The organism is bacterium, from assembly GCA_022763185.1.
GTDB lineage: Bacteria > Bdellovibrionota_G > JALEGL01 > JALEGL01 > JALEGL01 > JALEGL01.
The window spans coordinates 17,492-34,383 of the sequence record JALEGL010000011.1 but is presented as its reverse complement, the minus strand read 5'-3'; the positions used below and the strand labels follow the sequence as shown (position 1 = coordinate 34,383).

15 protein-coding genes are annotated in these 16,892 nt (G+C 31.6%); 2 read left to right on the top strand and 13 right to left on the bottom strand.

Going from position 1 to position 16,892, the window contains the following annotated elements; genetic code table 11:
• From MRY82_07040 to MRY82_06995, 10 genes are all read right to left on the bottom strand, one after another.
• On the bottom strand, positions 1-623 hold a 623-nt coding region (locus MRY82_07040), incomplete at its 3' end, for an aminotransferase class III-fold pyridoxal phosphate-dependent enzyme (protein MCI5072676.1).
• 1 nt (position 624) lies between these two features.
• A complete protein-coding gene (locus MRY82_07035) occupies positions 625-1,377 on the bottom strand; it encodes an SDR family oxidoreductase (GenBank protein MCI5072675.1) in 753 nt (250 codons plus the stop codon).
• A 3-nt stretch (positions 1,378-1,380) separates the two neighbouring features.
• Positions 1,381-2,358, bottom strand: a complete 978-nt coding sequence (locus tag MRY82_07030) for a TauD/TfdA family dioxygenase (GenBank protein ID MCI5072674.1) — start codon at positions 2,356-2,358, stop codon at positions 1,381-1,383.
• Between the two features lie 26 nt (positions 2,359-2,384).
• Entirely contained in the window at positions 2,385-3,608 is a 1,224-nt protein-coding gene (locus MRY82_07025; protein MCI5072673.1) for an ATP-grasp domain-containing protein, read from the bottom strand.
• Positions 3,605-4,813, bottom strand: a complete 1,209-nt coding sequence (locus MRY82_07020) for an ATP-grasp domain-containing protein (protein MCI5072672.1) — start codon at positions 4,811-4,813, stop codon at positions 3,605-3,607. The genes MRY82_07025 and MRY82_07020 overlap by 4 nt, the downstream gene beginning before the upstream one ends.
• Entirely contained in the window at positions 4,806-6,011 is a 1,206-nt protein-coding gene (locus tag MRY82_07015; protein MCI5072671.1) for an MFS transporter, read from the bottom strand. The genes MRY82_07020 and MRY82_07015 overlap by 8 nt, the downstream gene beginning before the upstream one ends.
• A complete protein-coding gene (locus MRY82_07010) occupies positions 6,008-6,403 on the bottom strand; it encodes a hypothetical protein (GenBank protein MCI5072670.1) in 396 nt (131 codons plus the stop codon). The genes MRY82_07015 and MRY82_07010 overlap by 4 nt, the downstream gene beginning before the upstream one ends.
• Positions 6,400-7,539 (bottom strand): acyl-CoA/acyl-ACP dehydrogenase, encoded by a 1,140-nt coding sequence (locus tag MRY82_07005; protein MCI5072669.1) that lies wholly within the window; start codon positions 7,537-7,539, stop codon positions 6,400-6,402. Before MRY82_07005 ends, MRY82_07010 begins: the two co-directional genes overlap by 4 nt.
• 1 nt (position 7,540) lies before the next feature.
• Positions 7,541-7,726, bottom strand: a complete 186-nt coding sequence (locus MRY82_07000) for a hypothetical protein (GenBank protein ID MCI5072668.1) — start codon at positions 7,724-7,726, stop codon at positions 7,541-7,543.
• A gap of 191 nt (positions 7,727-7,917) precedes the next feature.
• Positions 7,918-8,355: a hypothetical protein gene (locus tag MRY82_06995; protein MCI5072667.1), complete on the bottom strand. Its 438-nt coding sequence runs from the start codon at positions 8,353-8,355 to the stop codon at positions 7,918-7,920.
• Positions 8,356-8,538: 183 nt separating this feature from the next.
• Between MRY82_06995 and MRY82_06990 the strand changes: the two genes are divergently transcribed.
• Both MRY82_06990 and MRY82_06985 read left to right on the top strand, forming a co-directional pair.
• On the top strand, positions 8,539-9,795 hold the full coding sequence (locus tag MRY82_06990; GenBank protein ID MCI5072666.1) for a TonB-dependent receptor: 1,257 nt from the start codon (positions 8,539-8,541) through the stop codon (positions 9,793-9,795).
• Between the two features lie 9 nt (positions 9,796-9,804).
• Positions 9,805-10,260 (top strand): hypothetical protein, encoded by a 456-nt coding sequence (locus MRY82_06985; GenBank protein MCI5072665.1) that lies wholly within the window; start codon positions 9,805-9,807, stop codon positions 10,258-10,260.
• On the opposite strand, the gene MRY82_06980 is transcribed toward MRY82_06985, so the two are convergent.
• From MRY82_06980 to MRY82_06970, 3 genes are read right to left on the bottom strand one after another with little or no spacing between them, the layout of a single operon-like run.
• Positions 10,249-10,698: a response regulator gene (locus MRY82_06980; protein ID MCI5072664.1), complete on the bottom strand. Its 450-nt coding sequence runs from the start codon at positions 10,696-10,698 to the stop codon at positions 10,249-10,251. The two genes, MRY82_06985 and MRY82_06980, sit on opposite strands and share 12 nt — an antisense overlap.
• Positions 10,688-13,843: an ATP-binding protein gene (locus tag MRY82_06975; protein MCI5072663.1), complete on the bottom strand. Its 3,156-nt coding sequence runs from the start codon at positions 13,841-13,843 to the stop codon at positions 10,688-10,690. The genes MRY82_06980 and MRY82_06975 overlap by 11 nt, the downstream gene beginning before the upstream one ends.
• Positions 13,840-16,887, bottom strand: a complete 3,048-nt coding sequence (locus tag MRY82_06970) for a PilZ domain-containing protein (GenBank protein ID MCI5072662.1) — start codon at positions 16,885-16,887, stop codon at positions 13,840-13,842. Before MRY82_06970 ends, MRY82_06975 begins: the two co-directional genes overlap by 4 nt.
• Between the last annotated feature and the right edge of the window lie 5 nt (positions 16,888-16,892).

Sequence of the window (16,892 nt, the reverse complement as noted above, 5' to 3'; positions counted from 1 at the left end):
GCTCCAATTTGCTGGGGATCTTCTAAAAGAATAATATCTTCCATCATTTGTAATAAAACTTCGTCTCCTTCTTCCTTTGATCTATCACTATAAATTGGACTTCTGTATGGATAAGGATCCGGAACACGAATAACCCATGAGTCATCAGGAGAAAAAAAATGTCTTCTTGGATCACCACTCACAGCCATCGCACCAAATGAACTACCATGATACGATCTGTAACGACTTATCACCTTTTTTTTACCCGTATACATTCGAGCAATTTTCAAACTATTTTCGATTGCGTCTGTCCCAGCTAGAGTAAAAAATGTTTTATTTAAATCTCCAGGTAAAATTTTAGATATTTTTTCACCTAATAAATTTTTATTTTTATGTGAAAAAGATGGATTGACTCCATTTAAGTTTAGAGTTTGGTTTATTATAGATGCCGTAATTTTTGGATGATCATGCCCAGCATTAACGCTAGAAAGTTGCGCTGCAAAATCTAAGTATTTTTTTCCTTCGCTATCTTCAAAATAACAACCATAAGCTTTTTCTATATGGAGTAGAGATTCATCTTTTTGTTTTGCCCAAGTCTTGTAAACAAACTCCTGATCACCTTTTAAACTATTTAAATTATTCATTTTACCTTCCCCCAGACACTTCAATTTTTGCTCCTGAAACATAACTCGCATTTTCGGATAAAAGCCAAACTATCATTTCAGAGATTTCATTAGGATTTGCTACATATTTTAAAGGAACTGAACCTTCTAATCTATCAGGTCTATCTGGATCACCATTGAGCTCATGTAAATTTGTTCTCACTAACCCTGGTGATACTGTATTCGCACGTATTCCTAGTGCCCCTATTTCTTTTGCTAGGCCATTTGTATAAGCATCAATAGCTCCTTTTGAAGCTGCATAATGAACCCACTCATTTGCCCCACCTGTTTTTGATACAGTTGAACTTATATTAATAATTGAACAGCCTTTTAGAAAAGAAGCAGAATATTTTTTCATTCTCTTTATTACTTCTCGAGTACATAGTAATGTACCTAATACATTGGTATGCAAAACATCTAAAATCTGATCTGCTTTAACTTCATCCACCTTTGCAAAACCACCTGTTACTCCTGCATTATTAATTAAAGCTTTAATTTTACCCATTTTATCTTCAATTTCACTAAACATTTGAACAACTTCAGCTTCACAAGAAACATTTGCTTGAAAGATATCTGTTCTTGCTCCCATCAATTCAATTTTATTTTTAATTTCTATAGCTGAAGTTTCATTTTTATTATAATTGATTGCAACTGAATACCCATGCTTCGCTGCCAATAACGCAGTTGATTCACCGATACCACTGCTCGCACCTGTTATAACTACTACATCATTCATACATTATCCGTTGACAACTCCGTACTGTTCTGGAGAAAAATGTTTTTTAAATGCCTTAATATTATCTACTGCATGAATCTTCATCAACCATCTATTTTGAAGAGCATTTATATCATTAATTTTTCTTACTTCTTTTCCATGAAGATAAAGATCATTATTAAAAATAACACAATCTCCTGGTTGCATTTGATACTCTTGTTTATATTCATGAATAAGAAGTCGTAAATGTTCTAATACTTTTTTTGCCTCAGCAACATCAGAAGTTGTTCTTCCTTCAAAGTAACGAATATTGTTTTTTCCTTCAATAATAGCGTGTTCCAAAGGTTTCTTATCTGTAATAGAAGCTATTTTTTTAGCGCTTATATCGTCAAAAGGAGTATAATAAATTGGTTGCTTTAAAAGCTTAAGGTCCTGAGGGGGTAAATTTTCTATTACCACTTGATTTTCTACAAAAGTACTAACAATTTCATTAACTGGATCATTGCGAAGACATAAAACTATCACATGAGACGGTCTTGCAAAATGATTGGTAAAATCTTTGTGAAACTTTAACGAATCCAGTGTCTTTTGAGATTGAGATTGGTACATATTTTTAATCGGATATATGTCATGAAAAAAATCACCGTTATTAACACTTTTGTGCCCTATAACTTCTAAATTCATTGCTTGACTTATAGATTCTAAAAAAGCTTCTGCTATAAATGTCTTCTTTAAATTTCTTTTTTCTTCAACTGGATTATCCTTTGTGAGGTTTGGTAAAACTTCATCAATCGGGCAGTTTGAAATCAAACTTAATCCTTTTTCAGATTCATTATTTTTTAAATAGCCCATAAACCTTTTTATATTTTTGTTTTCACTTATAACTTCCGATACCTCTTTTTTAAATGAGAAATAATTTTTATAAGGATGGCTAAAAAAATTACTAAAATTGGTTACTAAATTTTTATTTTCTTTTTCACTAAATTTATAATTGAAATTCATAATACTTTTCCTTTCTATTTTAAGGTTCACTTAACTTCTAAAAAATTAAAATTCTCTATGGTTTTAAAATCTTTTTCTAAAGTTTGATAATCATCACTCCAAAGCAATAGTTTCCCACAGTAGTCCAACAAACCTTTTGGCTTTTCTAAGTTTTCATTAATTTCACAATTCCATTCAATTTGATATTCACTTAAAAAATGTTCCGGCTTATTTAAAGCAACTACTTTTCCTTTTTTCTTTGGGATCCATGCCCAAGCTGAATAAGGTCCATTTTTAGTTTCTAAAGAAATATTTTTTCTACATTGAAGTGCATAATGCAATGTTCTATAGTCTAAACCATATGTTTTCTCATAAACTTCAGGAGTCAACCCTCCTGCAGATCTTGCAGCCACTTCTAAAAAGTAGCTCTGACCATTTTTTGTCATAAATAGCTCTAAGTGAAATGTACCATCTGGAAGAGGAGAAAAAACACTTAATAATTCTTCATTTAATTGATCAAGGGTTTTCTTAATTTTAAGGTGATCTGGAACAACTATAGATGCACATGGGATCGCATTATGAAAACTGTTACAAGGCTTTAAATATTTTGAATGTAATACCTTTTTAATCTTTCCATTTTGAACAATAGAATCACAGTGGTAAAGATCTCCATCAATAAAATCGTCTAATTCATATTGATTTTCATCTTCAATAATATCCTTAACCCAAGATTTTAAGTCCTCAATATTTGAAATTAAAGTAACTCCTTTACTTCCTGCTAAATCAGTTGGTTTTGCTATAATTGGATAACTTAGATAATCAACAATTTCTTCTAAATATTCTTCTGGATTTTTTAAGTAATTGTTTTTATCAAAAACTTTATACTTAGGTAAATATTGCTCTAAACCTTTACTGATCAATTGTTTTTTCATCAGATCTTTATTACGAAATTTATCAAGTGAATAGTCTCCCTTTAAATTTAGGTTCTCCCTCAAATCTGCACAAACTGAAACTACATATTCTTCATTGGTAGCAACCCACAAATTACTAGGCTTTTTATCAACTTTTTTAAGTGACTCTTCTAAGTATGGGTATGAATAATCCTCAGTAACTGTAATAGATTTAAATAACTTATCTCGTTTTTCTTTCTTTAACTCTTTTAAGCTTTTTTTATCTGTCCATAAGTTTAACTCATTGTTTTTTGGATTGAATATTTCCCATTTTATTCTTTGAGCTCCACCATTTTGAATAAATGCAAATATCTCTTTCATTTCTTTACCTCCGCAGGATAAAAGTCTCTTGTAAGATAGTTAAAGTCTTTTTCTAACTGTTCGTAATCTAATCCTGATAATATTATTTGGCAAACTGGGTATCTTGGGTCAGGGTTAGAGAGAGTATCACCCTCTTCTTTTTTCCAAATTATTCTTTTAACTGTTCCTTGATCAATTTTTCGTTTTGATACAAACTTTCCATTTTTTTGAGGGTAACTAATCCATGCCGCATTTTGCATACGAGATTCACTGTATTTATATGATAAACCTATCTGTAACCTGTAATATAGCTCTTCTATATTGACTCCTAAAACTGACTCATACATATAAGGAATGATTGACCCTGGGGGCCTCATTGCTAGCTCAACAAATTTAAATGATCCATCTTTTAATAAAAACGCCTCTAAATGAAGAACACTAGCTTCAGGCAACTTAATTTTTTCAAGGATTTTTGATGAAAACTCTGTTAATCTCTTTGCTACACTTTGATTTTCTGGAAGTAAAATACTCCCTCTTACTTTCCCTTCAAAACTTTCATGACAGGGATAGGCATATTGACATGACAAATAAACCGTAGGCTTGTAATTTTCTATAATAATATCGCAATGAAACAAATCCCCTTCTACAAACTCTTCTACAATGTAATCTTTTTGTTCAGGTATAGATTTTAGCCATTCTTCAAATTCATCTTTACAAACAACTTTTTTTGCTCCAACACTTCCCGATTCATCGGCTGGTTTTACAAAAATTGGAAACTTTAAATTTTCAATGACCTCATCAAGTATATTTTTTTGGTTTTTTTTTAGATATTGTTTAATCGCTACAAAGTCCTTATCTATAACTGAAAAATCAGCTAGCATAGATTTCATAGTAACTTTATGTGTAAATGGTAAAATAATATCTTGACTATCTCCTTTTAAATTAAACTTTTCTCTTAATCGGCTGACAATAGCAATTGAGTACTCATCATGACTAACAAACTTATCAAATTTTAAGTTCAGTTTTTTTAATGCTTGTTCCAACATTTTTTCATCAAAATTATCAACTACAATTATTTCATCGAATGCTTTTTTTTGATCATCTTCAATTGTTTCTGGGATACGCGTAACAAGAAACAATTGACCTTTAAAATCTTTCTTTAAATTTAGCCAATCGATTCTAAAATGAGCAACATTTTGAAAAACAACAACATTTAGTTCATTCATATCTTTTATCTCCTTCTAAAAACACTAAAATTTTCGGAATAATCATCGCTAAAGTTGCCCATGCACACAGTGACAATGGAATAATAAAAAATATATTATTTTTTATTGCCCAGTGACTTAACCCTACGCCAAAATAGTTTCCTATCCCTTCTCCCATTGCCATAACCAAGCCCATTGCTGCAAAAGAGATTGCTCTATAATTTGTATCTTTTTGTTCACCAATAATTGTTTCTAGACATGGAAGACAAATCACCTCTGCAACTGTCCATATTGCTATTACTATAAAAAACACTGAAATATATTGGCTAAAAAGCAGCAATGCACTTCCTATTAAAAACAAAAAGAAACCTATAAACATTGCCAAATGAACGGATATATTTTTTCTAACAAAATATTTATGAATAGGAACTTGTAACAAAATAACTATAGCTGCATTAACTGTATATGTAGGTCCAATTAAATCAACTCGATTAAGAAATGACTTTAAATACAATGGTACAAGTGTATGAAATTGGCTCATAAAAACATATACAATTGCAATATGCAACCAAACCAAACGTAATGAAGGATCTAATATTGCTTTTGTCATACCTCTCAGGAAAGAGCTTTGATTTGTGTTATTTGAATGACTGTTCTTTGGAAAAAAGATAGCCACAATTGCAGATAAAAAATGAGTTATTGAGCTAAATATAAACACCCAATGTGCATTAAAATTTAAATACAAATAATTTCCTATTAGAGGTCCAATTGCAGCTGCAACATTAACTGCAATGTTAAGGTAGGTATATAGAAAAATGAGCTTCTTAGACCCATCCTTTTTTAAATTTCCTGATATTGTTTTGACCAATAACGCATTTAAACCGTAGCAAGATCCAATTAATGTAACCAACATTAACATTCCTAAGTATGAAGTCGTATAAGCACCTATAAAATAACCAGCAGCACATATCAATTGTAAAATTGGAGCTAAAATATTCGCTGAAAACATCAATATTATTTTAGGAAAAATTATACGACTTAATCTCGAGGCACTTGTAAAAAATATAATTACTGATGTCGTTTGCGCTGATGTAAACTCAAGTTTATATAACAAATAAATTGCTAAAATAGCTTTAATCGCAAAGTGTCCAAAATGAAGAATAGACCACTCTCCAAGAATATACTTAAACTTACTTTCTTTCACACTAAGAGAAGTCATCTTTGCTCCATGTTTTTTATCTTATTTACAAATTTTTCACGGCTTAAGATATATCGTGTATGAATACCTTTAAGAACGATTTTTTCTCTGTCATGTGCAAGAACCTCAAAAGTAAGTTTATTACCTTCTACTTCTTTTAGAGTACTCTCTATTACTATTTTTGAACCTTTAATACTTGGAGCGAGATGAAAAGAGTTATGCCCATAACCAACAGACATCTGATCTTCCAAGAGATCTATCCCTTTCATAGATGCTTTTTCGCTCAACCATAATAAAACAGGTGTCGACAACACATGTAAATCATTGCCCCAATTTATAGCTAAATCCTGATCTTGAACAATATGATCTAATGTGTTTTTTACGCCAACTTTTATATTTGAACTTAACTTCACACAAAACCTTTCATTTGATTTAAAATATTCAACCTTTGAATATCGCTTGTTCCCCCAGCTATAATGGTGCCTAGTGCATCTAAAAAATATTTACTAAACTTACTTTTTTCATAGCCCATATGACCATGAATTATTATTTGATCATTTCCATTTTTGACCATTGATTCACTTCCAATTAATTTTGCTATTGAACATGCCATAACTGCTTCTGAATCGTTTCTGAAAAGACTGCTTAGAGCTTTATATGTTACTGACTGCGTTGAATATTGACGTATTTGAATATCTGTTATTCTTTGTTGTACATATTGATGATCTATCAAAGGTTTTTTAAAAGACACTCTATTTGAACACCTTTCAAGAACATTTTTTATTATCATTTTAGCTGTTGAAGCGCTGACAAGACCATACAAAGCCCTGTCTAACGAAATAATATTGTAAAGGTTTTTTAATCCTTCACCCAGGTTTCCTAAAATATTAATAGAACTTAGTTCAACTTGATCTAGTTTAAAGCTGCCAGTTGGGCTGGAATGGTTACCTGTCATTACCTCTTTAGGCCCTTTAATTATACCTTTTTGATTTTTATCTAAAATGAACAGCGAAATATCTTTCTTATCCCCAAGAGATGGGACCCTTCCAACAACTAATGCAATATCAAAAATAGGCGCATTTGTGATATGTACTTTTTCACCGCTTAAATATAAAGTTCCTTTATCATCCTGTGCATTCACCTGTATTCTTGGAACATCTGATCCACCTGTTTTTTCAGTAATCGCTGTTGCTCCCACTGCACCTTCAAATAATTTTGAAAAATAATAATCTTTTTGTTCTAATGTTCCATATATATCAATTGCACGCAGCAATCCTACATGAGCAATACCGCTCAATAACAAACCTATATCTTCTAAACTTTCAGACAAACCCTCATAAGCGGCAATAAAATCCCACCAAGTTCCCCCTAAGCCTCCCATTTTTTCTGAAAAAGGAATTTTCCATAAATTATTTTTTGCTAAAACATTCCATGCATCATAACAAAATTCTTTTTTTTCATATGATTCTTGGCAAAGTTTGGAAGTACTTTTTCCAATTTCTAGAAATTTACTCTTTAACTCTAGTTGATCTTTACTCCACTGATGCATTTTAGCTTAACCCCCAAAACTCTAACATTGAGTCATATGCTTCTTTATCGATTGCTGCTCCTAAATAAAAATCTTTGCATTTACAAAGTTTTGAACATTTTTTTGATTCATCCAGCTTTGTAATATTTGAAAAAATATTTTTTCTGTACGGTATATTGGTACTATTTTTTTCTTTGATTAATTCCATAAGTTAAACCTCATAAATTTTAAAATACATGAGTTTCACTATAGCAAGCAGTGTGCCAAAATCTTTGAGCCAGATAAAATCAATAATTGCGTTATTTCCACTCTATTTACTAAACTTCGTGGCAAAAGTTATATTGAAAATCAAAACAATGTTGAAGTTACGTACAACTGTGTTCATATATTGAACAGTTTTTATAAATTTTCTAAAAAGTCGTTAAGTTTGTTATTGAAGTATTCTGAATCGAAACTGACTGGCTTACCCATATATAAGACATTTGGACACAGGTTATATATCTTTGATTTTTTTTTGATAAAGTCTTCTTCAATTGCTGTTAACAACATGATTGGCAATGATGGATTAACCTTAACGATATCTTCAATTAGCTTCTCGGTATATTTAAAGATAGCTGGATCTGACCATACCAAAGATTCTGACAGGCTTCCCCCACTTTGACTTTTAAATACAATATCTAAAAATGCTACATCATAATTGTTAACTTTTGCTACATTGACTTCAGTAGGGTGACTATATCGTACTATTTCCCAATCTTCTTTTATAAATTCTAATGATAAAGCATTATCCAGGTCTTGCTCAACCAACAATACCTTTAGGTTTTTTTTTACGGCCACTTTTACTCCTCCATATTTAAAATTATCAAGAAGCAGTTCAAGTGTTGTGCCATTTCATTGTTTATTTTTTGACAGTGACCCAACTATGTTTGATAAATATTGTAAAAATTCCTTGCTCAAAAGCCTATTTAACGCCATGATTGTGTAACAAAAACAGATACCTACACATTATGGAGGCTCATCATGCAATACAATACCTGTAAACGTACCGTTTTAACTCTCGTGTCTTTATGTACCATTTTCTGCTTAAGCCCTGCTTTTGCTACCGGCCTCTCTAAATCTGTTAATGTTGGGCCTAAAGCCATTGGTATGGGTGGTGCTTTTGTAGGTATTGCTGATGATGCAACAGCCATTTATCATAACCCTGCGGGCATTACTCAACTTGAAGGCCATCACTTCTTTATAGGCGCCGATTCTCTCATTACCAATTTAGATTACACTCCAGATGGCAGTAGCACAGAAAGTGCTGAAAAAGAGTTTCTACCTGTTCCTAGCTTTTCATATGTCACTAGCGTTGCTAAACCTTTGTATATGGGTGTTGGTGTGTTTTTCCCACATGGTAATGGCGGTAAGTTTCCCTCCCCTTCCGCCATTCTAACCAATCCTAATGAAGGCAGAATTTACTCCATGGAAATCATACCCACTCTGGCTTATAAATCTGACTTTGGTTTAAGTATTGGTGCCGGCTTTCGTATTGTTAGAATACAAAATGAACTCAAAGGCCAAATCATTGACCTTGATCCAGATAACCCCGGTACAACAGTGGATACCATCGAAGACTTAGATGTTAGTGGCTGGGCTTTAGGAGCGAGCTTTGGTTTATTTTACAAACCTGTAAAGTACTTCTCTTTTGGCGCCAACTTACGCTCTATTGTAGAGAAAGACTTGGATGGTAATGTTACAACGGGTGACGATCCAGCCGACCCGATTAATTTTTCTACAGGCAGTCCAAATAACTCTGTCAGCCTAAGTCAAACTTTACCGATGACCCTAAATGCTGGTTTTGGTATTTATCCTACTGATAAACTAACCATCGGTTTGGCGTATCAATTCGAAAAGAATGACTCTATCAAAGAATATACTGCAACTGTAGGCGCTCTTCCTCCCATTGTATTAGCTCAAAACTGGAGCAATACACATACGATTCATATTGGTGCTGATTACAAAGCCACAGAAGATCTATCTGTTAGAGCGGGTTATGCCAAAGATTTTAATGAAGCTATTCCTGACCAAGCCATCAACCGTGTTGTAGGTGATATCGCTGCGCATGAAGTCTCTGCTGGTGCTGCTTACCAAATCAAAAACCTGAATATTGGCCTAACTTGGAATGCTAGATTTGGAGAAAGAGATGTTCCAGCGGCACCACCGGTTATCCCTGTAGTTACCAACTACAAAGCTTTTATTCACTCGATTTCTCTTGGTATTGGATATAAGATTTAATCTGCCTTTATGGACTTTAGTTATATACACATAATTTGGATTGTTGTTTTTACAATTTTCCTTGGACTACTACTATCAGTTTTTAAGCATTATCTCTTTTTAATTCTATTTAGAAAAAACTACATCTTCTCAAGAAAATGGATAGATAGGTTTGCCCACTTATCTGATTCACAAAAAATAGAGTTCCTTCGAAAAATCTCAATAAAGCAACTTGATATAGATGAAAAAGCTTCTTTAAAACAACTTCCTAAATCCAACCATGCTGGCCTATTAGATTTAATGGAAGAGACTAGAGAAAAATTGTTGGCACTTGACTATAGTACAAAAAACTTAGAGTTAACTTTTAAGAAAGAGCTCACATCCATTGAATCTAAGCTTCACCAACCAAATTATCTTTTTACTATATTTACAATAAATAAACCTATGAAGATAATTGAAGATTCTTATTCAGAGTTAAAGCTTTGAGCTTTTTTCTAAAAATTCATCGATTGTATTATTAAATTCTTCTGAGTCAAAATCCACAGGCTTCTCTATATGGATCATATTAGCCCCTAAATCATACAAATTTGAATGCTCTAAAACTTGAAGTTTTGTCAGCGCCGTTAATAGTACAATAGGAAATTTTGGGTTTATTTTTAAAACATCTTCTATGAAATTTTTGGCCGGTATAAAAACACTCTCGTGAATCCAACTTGAAGGAATTTTAGTTAAATCATCATTTTTGATATTGTATACAATATCTACCAACACAATATCATATTTATTTATGGTACTCGCATCAGCATAAAATGGATGGCGTTCTCTATGAATCGTCCACTCTTCTTCCTTGATCATTTCTATTGCTAAAGCATTATCTGGATCATCTTCTAACAATAATACTTTTAATTTTTTATCAGTAGGCATGTGTTTCTCCCTTTCCATGAAATACATTTACTCCAGAATCTTCAGGATCTGGCGCTTCAAACGGTACTTTTATTTCAAAAGTTGTGCCATTTGGTGTTGAAGAGAGTATTTCTATAGTCCCACCGTGTTGAAGTTCTACAATATTTTTAACAATAGATAAGCCAAGGCCTGTTCCCTCTCCAGGAGGCTTTGTGGTCATGAACATATCAAAGATTTTATTTTGTAGCTCTGGCGCAATACCCTCACCGTCATCTTTGACTCGAATACATACTCTTTGCTCTGTTCTTTCTGTTTCAATAACAATTTTATCTTTTGCCACAGCAATAGCGTTATCAATCAAATTAACCACACATTGATTTAAAGGAGAGAAGCCCAAAATATGAACATTATCTTTGGTATACTGTTTTTCTATAGTTAAGCTTTTTTGTTTAAGCTTAGTTCCAAATAGTAAAATTGATGAATCAATCATTTCATTGATATTGATATCTACTTTCTCTTTATTTCCATTTGTATATGAACCTATTGCTTGAGTTATCTCATCCATTTTATGATTGTTGTCTTCAATACGATCAATAATATAGTTCATCTTTTTTTCAAACTCTGGATCTCTTTTATCCATGGATTCAAATATCATTTGTACACGTTTTCTAATAATTGACGTAAAGTTTTTAGCAGCATGAATAGGGTTCTTAAGTTCATGAGCAATACCAGCCGCTAACACACCTAAAGCAGCCAATTTGTCTGAGTTAAGCATATGCTTTCTAATGATAGAGGTTTGGCTTTGAGATAGGACTCTGGCTTTTAAGATATCTTTTTCAAAAGGCTTAGTTATATAATCTTGTGCACCACTATTTAAATGCTCAATGATATTTTCACGATCGCTCTTAGATGTAACCATAATAAATGGAATAAGTTTCCATCTATAGTCTTCTCTAACACGACTTAGGAGCTCAGATCCGTCCATCTTAGGCATCATCAAATCACTTAAAATACAGTCTATAGAGATCTTTTCTAAAACGCCTATAGCTTCTAAACCGTTTTCAGCAAAGTATACATTATAGTCCTTTTGCAGGATATAAAGCAGGTTTTCAGCAATATCAGGGTTGTCTTCGGCTACCAATAGCCTTGGTAAATCTGGATTTTCTTTCTCAGGGTATTTTCTTGGATATTCCGCTACAGCAATAGCTTTTAAAGTATGAGGTCTAAGTTCAGAGATCTCTTGCTCAGCTTCTGACTCTATTAAATCAATATCTTGGTTGATGGGCAATTCAACAACAAATTTGATTTTACCTACATCTCCATGTGTAATAAACACATTACCATTCATTTTGTTGATCACTTCATATACGAATGAAAGACCGATACCAAAACCCCCGTGGTCTCTTAAATTGGTGCTGGAACCTTGATAAAATCGCTTAAATACACTTTTCCATTCTTCTTCAGGCAAGCCTTCACCCGTATCTTCTACCTCTAATTGAAAGCGTGTTCCAGAGGCAATAAGTCTAATGTATATATCACCATTCTCTGGACAATATTTTAAAGCATTAGTCATAAAATTATCAAAGACTCGGTTCATTTTATCCCTATCCCAGGGAATATTAATTTCATCTTGGTTACTTGAAAAATGAACGGTTTTATTCTTTAGTTTCCCAACTTCTTCAAAGTCAATTTTCCAGTCTTTTATAAATTTAACAGCATTATCTTTATTCCATATAAGTTTAATTGTTCCTGATTCAGAGGAAATGGTATCTAAAATATTTTTAACCATTGAGTTCAATCTAAGTAGAGCATTGTTACTTTTTATAAGAACTTCTCTACCTTTTTCTTTTAAAACATACTCTGAAAGTTCATCTAGTTTATGAATTGCTACTGCTATAGGTGTTTTAAGATCATGTGAGATATTCGTAAAAACTCTTTTTTTCTGATCTTCTACCATTTTCACATGATCTATTGCTTTTTCTAATTCATCCGTTCTTTCTCTTACTGTTTGTTCTACATCTTTGTAAGCTGTTGTGAAATCCTTAGCTAATGAGAACATTATCCCTATATTTAACGAAAAGAATCCAACTCCACTCAGTTGAAAACTGGAGAAAAGTTCTAAACTATGAAGAATATCGTGAAAAGCGCATAGAAGCATAACCACTATAGAGCTCATTAATACCTTGAGATCTTCCCTGTTATTTTTATAGTAATGCCATATAAATAAATATCCAGCATAGATAATTGTTCCTAACCCAAGAACAAACCAGATTGAATATATGTTAAATACTGCATCTACTTGTTTTGGAAATAAACATATGATTGGAAATATTAACTGAATTCCAATGAATACCTTATGCTTTATATTGAGTGTTATATTTAAAAAGCGTTGAATAAATATCAGATATGTTACAGCTGTCATTACGCCTAGAAAGCAATTTACTTGAGCTACTACAAATTCACTTTTAAAATGTACAGTTAACCCCCATGAAAGCGAATATATAAATGCCGATGAAAACAATGAAAAACAGAAATAATATAAATTCTGTATTTTATCTCTCATCCTAATATATAAATATAGGTGATAAACACCCATAACTAAGCTAAAAAATCCTAAAATTATTCCAAGGTAATAGACTAAAAAATAAGCCTTATTAACTTTTTGCCTTAGATCTTCATAATCTCCAAAAGCAACAGGTCCAGAATGAATCCCTGCTCTTAATATTGCACTTTTTTTTGCACGTATTGCAACGGTATTGACATCTTCTATCTTATTCTTTTGTATTCTATAGATTCTTGGATAGTGATAAAATGATCGCGACTTACCCTCTATTCTTCCATTAGCACCTAGATATTCCCCATTAAAATAAACTTCTTCAACATCACCTATTTTACCTAATGCTAATGCAGGATTTTCTAGATTTTGATTTTTGTTATTAAATTTGAATCTTATCCAGTATACATATGGTTTTTTATAGTGGTCTATCCCTTTACCAAGAGTATATTCTTGCCAATGATTTTCAGAAATATCTTTATTTTTAAAACTCTCTTGATCATCAAGTATATATTTCACATCATATGCAGTTAATTCAATATTATTCTCAGTTGCAAAATAGACTATTCCTATTAATGTAACTAAAAATACTGCTACAAGACGTTTTATCATTTACTCTCCGATTGTTTTAGCCTTTGTTGTAACCGCTCAAATCTACTGTTAAAATATTGCAGTGCAGTCATAAATGTATTTCTAGCCGCTATTAATCTCCAATTTTTACCCAATTGCCTTACTTCTAACTCATTAAAATATTCACCTAAGTTTGGATCGACTTCTAAGTATACTTGAGACCTACCTTTGTTTTTATAATAACTTGCGGCATAGTTAGCTAACAATTGCATTGTAATAGCACTTGGCGCTTCGTCTGTTTTTTGATGAAAAATTCTAAATATATCCACCAATCCTATAAAATTTATACCCAAAGGGCTTACATCACATATAGCAAAATGTAATATCTCACCGTTTTTATTTTTGATTAATAAAACTTCCCGGTCTCTTATAGCACCTGTTTTATTCCATTTTTTTATTAAGTCTTTTTGCGATAAATTGGCATACTCTAAAGCTTCATACTCTATATCTTCTACTAGGTTCTTTACTTCTTTTTGAAGAAACTTCTTTTCTTTTTCATTTGCAACAGACAATTGATAGTCATTTCCAAATTGATAAGACTTTTTATCTAAACCTTCAAACAAAAACCCTGTAAACTCTATATAAGCATATTCTTTTGGGTTATCATGGTGATTTTTTACATCGAAATATGTTTTCGCTATTGCCGCATCATTGTGAAAGTATGTAATTACAAAATCTACGTCTGGATCTAAACATAGATATTGAAAAGCACCGTTTAATACTACTTTTGTAGGAAACTTTGCCTTATATATTGTTAGAGATTCATTCACTGCCAATTGGTGAAGTTGCCATGTTTTGTTTGATCTTCTATAAAATGCGTGTGTGCCTATAATTGAATCATCTTCATCATTTTTGAATACGGTTACTCTTGCTAAATCCGGTATTAGCAATTCTAAAGAGGAATATATTGGCTCCGACTCCTCCTCAAACTGTCTTTGTTTGGTACTATCGTAATATTCAAAATATTTAGACTTCTCTAAAAGATCCACTAAAGATCTAAAATCTTGCTTTGAGAACATACTTAAATCTGGATTTAGCTTTCTAAAACAATACTCTCTTATAACTCTTTTTGATTCTAAATCTAATCCTTGAAACTCAATACCAACATGATTATTTAATGCTTTAAATCCTGAAACTGCTTTTGGCTTACAGTACTTTACTACACCTTTTAACTTCTGCGCTTCTTCACCTTTTAATGAAAATATTATATCAATATGTGTATTATCTTTAATATTTAGATTTGCAGATATTTCTGCACTCATTCCAAATGTATCTATATCCATAACTTTTACTGAGTCTATACTCATAAATGATGTATCAAATGACACTTCCATATCATTTTGAAGTTCTTTGGACTGATACCTTAAAGATTTTCTTTTATAAAAACTTGAAGTGAACCCTTTTATAAATTTTACATATTTTTTAGAAATTGATTTTTTTGATGTTAATAGACTTATTTCAAAATTTATTCTTTTTAGATAGTTAATATATGCCTTTACTCTGGTATTATTAGCAATCCAAAAATGTACTTCTTTTAATGCCCTTAAAGTATTAAGCTTGCTTTCTATACCTTTATACTCTTCAAAGGTATGAACATTATAATTATTATGTCCTAGAGTTTGAAAATATTTATCAGATAAAGCTTTTAATTGTTTTACTGCATCTAGATCATCTGCTTTTATAATCCATGTTTGATTGGATAGAGCAAATACTCCATGGTCGCTTCTTTTAGGCAAACACATTGCAATACCTGATATGTTATTATCTGACCCAATTGATATAATTTTTATATCTTTTTCAGGTTCATCAACACCAAATGCATCATAAAATACATCTCCCAGACTTTTTCTTATCTCATTTTTTACATAGTCTTTATTGGAGTTAAAGCTATCTATTATTTGTTTGTCAAAATCATTATTGACTTCGCAGTTGTATATATTAATTTGCTTGTAAAAGTGATGAACATCATCATAATCTCCTTTTACAAAATTAGTGTACCCTCGATCAATATACTTATTCTTTGGTGGCCAATACCCAGAAAAATATTCACTGTCATTAGTAGCTAAAACTCGATTTGCTACATATTCATATAAATTTACTGGTAAACTATGAAGATGCTCTTTTTGAAGCACTAAAGTATGCATCATCGTCATCTTTTTATTGTATTTGCAAATTGAAATACCAGAAGAATAACTGTTCCCTTTTTTTAACATGATTGTCTTAATTGTAGAGGTGTTTTTTAAATACTCTTCATTAAACAACTGCGGTATTGGAACGTTTTCAAACTGCTTTTTAACTTCCTCTAAGCTTGAGTTCTCAGATAGCTCTTCAATATCTGGGTTATACTTTTTATAGTTTGTCCAAAAAAATTTTTCTAAATATTTTTTATTCTTTCTTTCACTAAAATAGAACCCAGCTATATTTTCATCCTTCGTTTTAGAAAAATGAACTATTTGCCCTAAAATCTCAAGTGGCTCATCTTCACTGAATATTTTTAATTTATAACTATCGAATAGCTTAGGTTCACCCTTATCAAAACTAATGCCTAAACCATTAATATCAAAATTAACGATTCTTCCTTTTAAAACTTCTTCATCCGACGCCAGCTCAATTTTTATATCTTCATTTAATGTATATCTTTGCCAAAACCGTCTTGTTAGTTCGTATAATACTGGGATTTGCAGGCTATTATCTGAATTTTTTTTAATGAAAAAGCAATAGACTCTTCCTATATGTTCAAAATAGACCGTATCACCTTCTTCTATATTTACATCATCTTCTAAGATTATAGTCTCATCTTTGAATAACAACTTATTATCTAAATGCAATGTATCATCTGAACGCTTACAAACTTGTTTGATATTAAGTTTTCCACCAGATTCATCGATCAAAACTTTTACAAAATAATCTATAAAACTTGGGTCAGTGTAATGTGATATCTGTTTAGCAGAATATAAAGGAATTTGGCCTTCAAAATGTCCTGAAGATAAGTTACTTGCAATAATTATTTCTTTTTCTTTAGACATTTTGC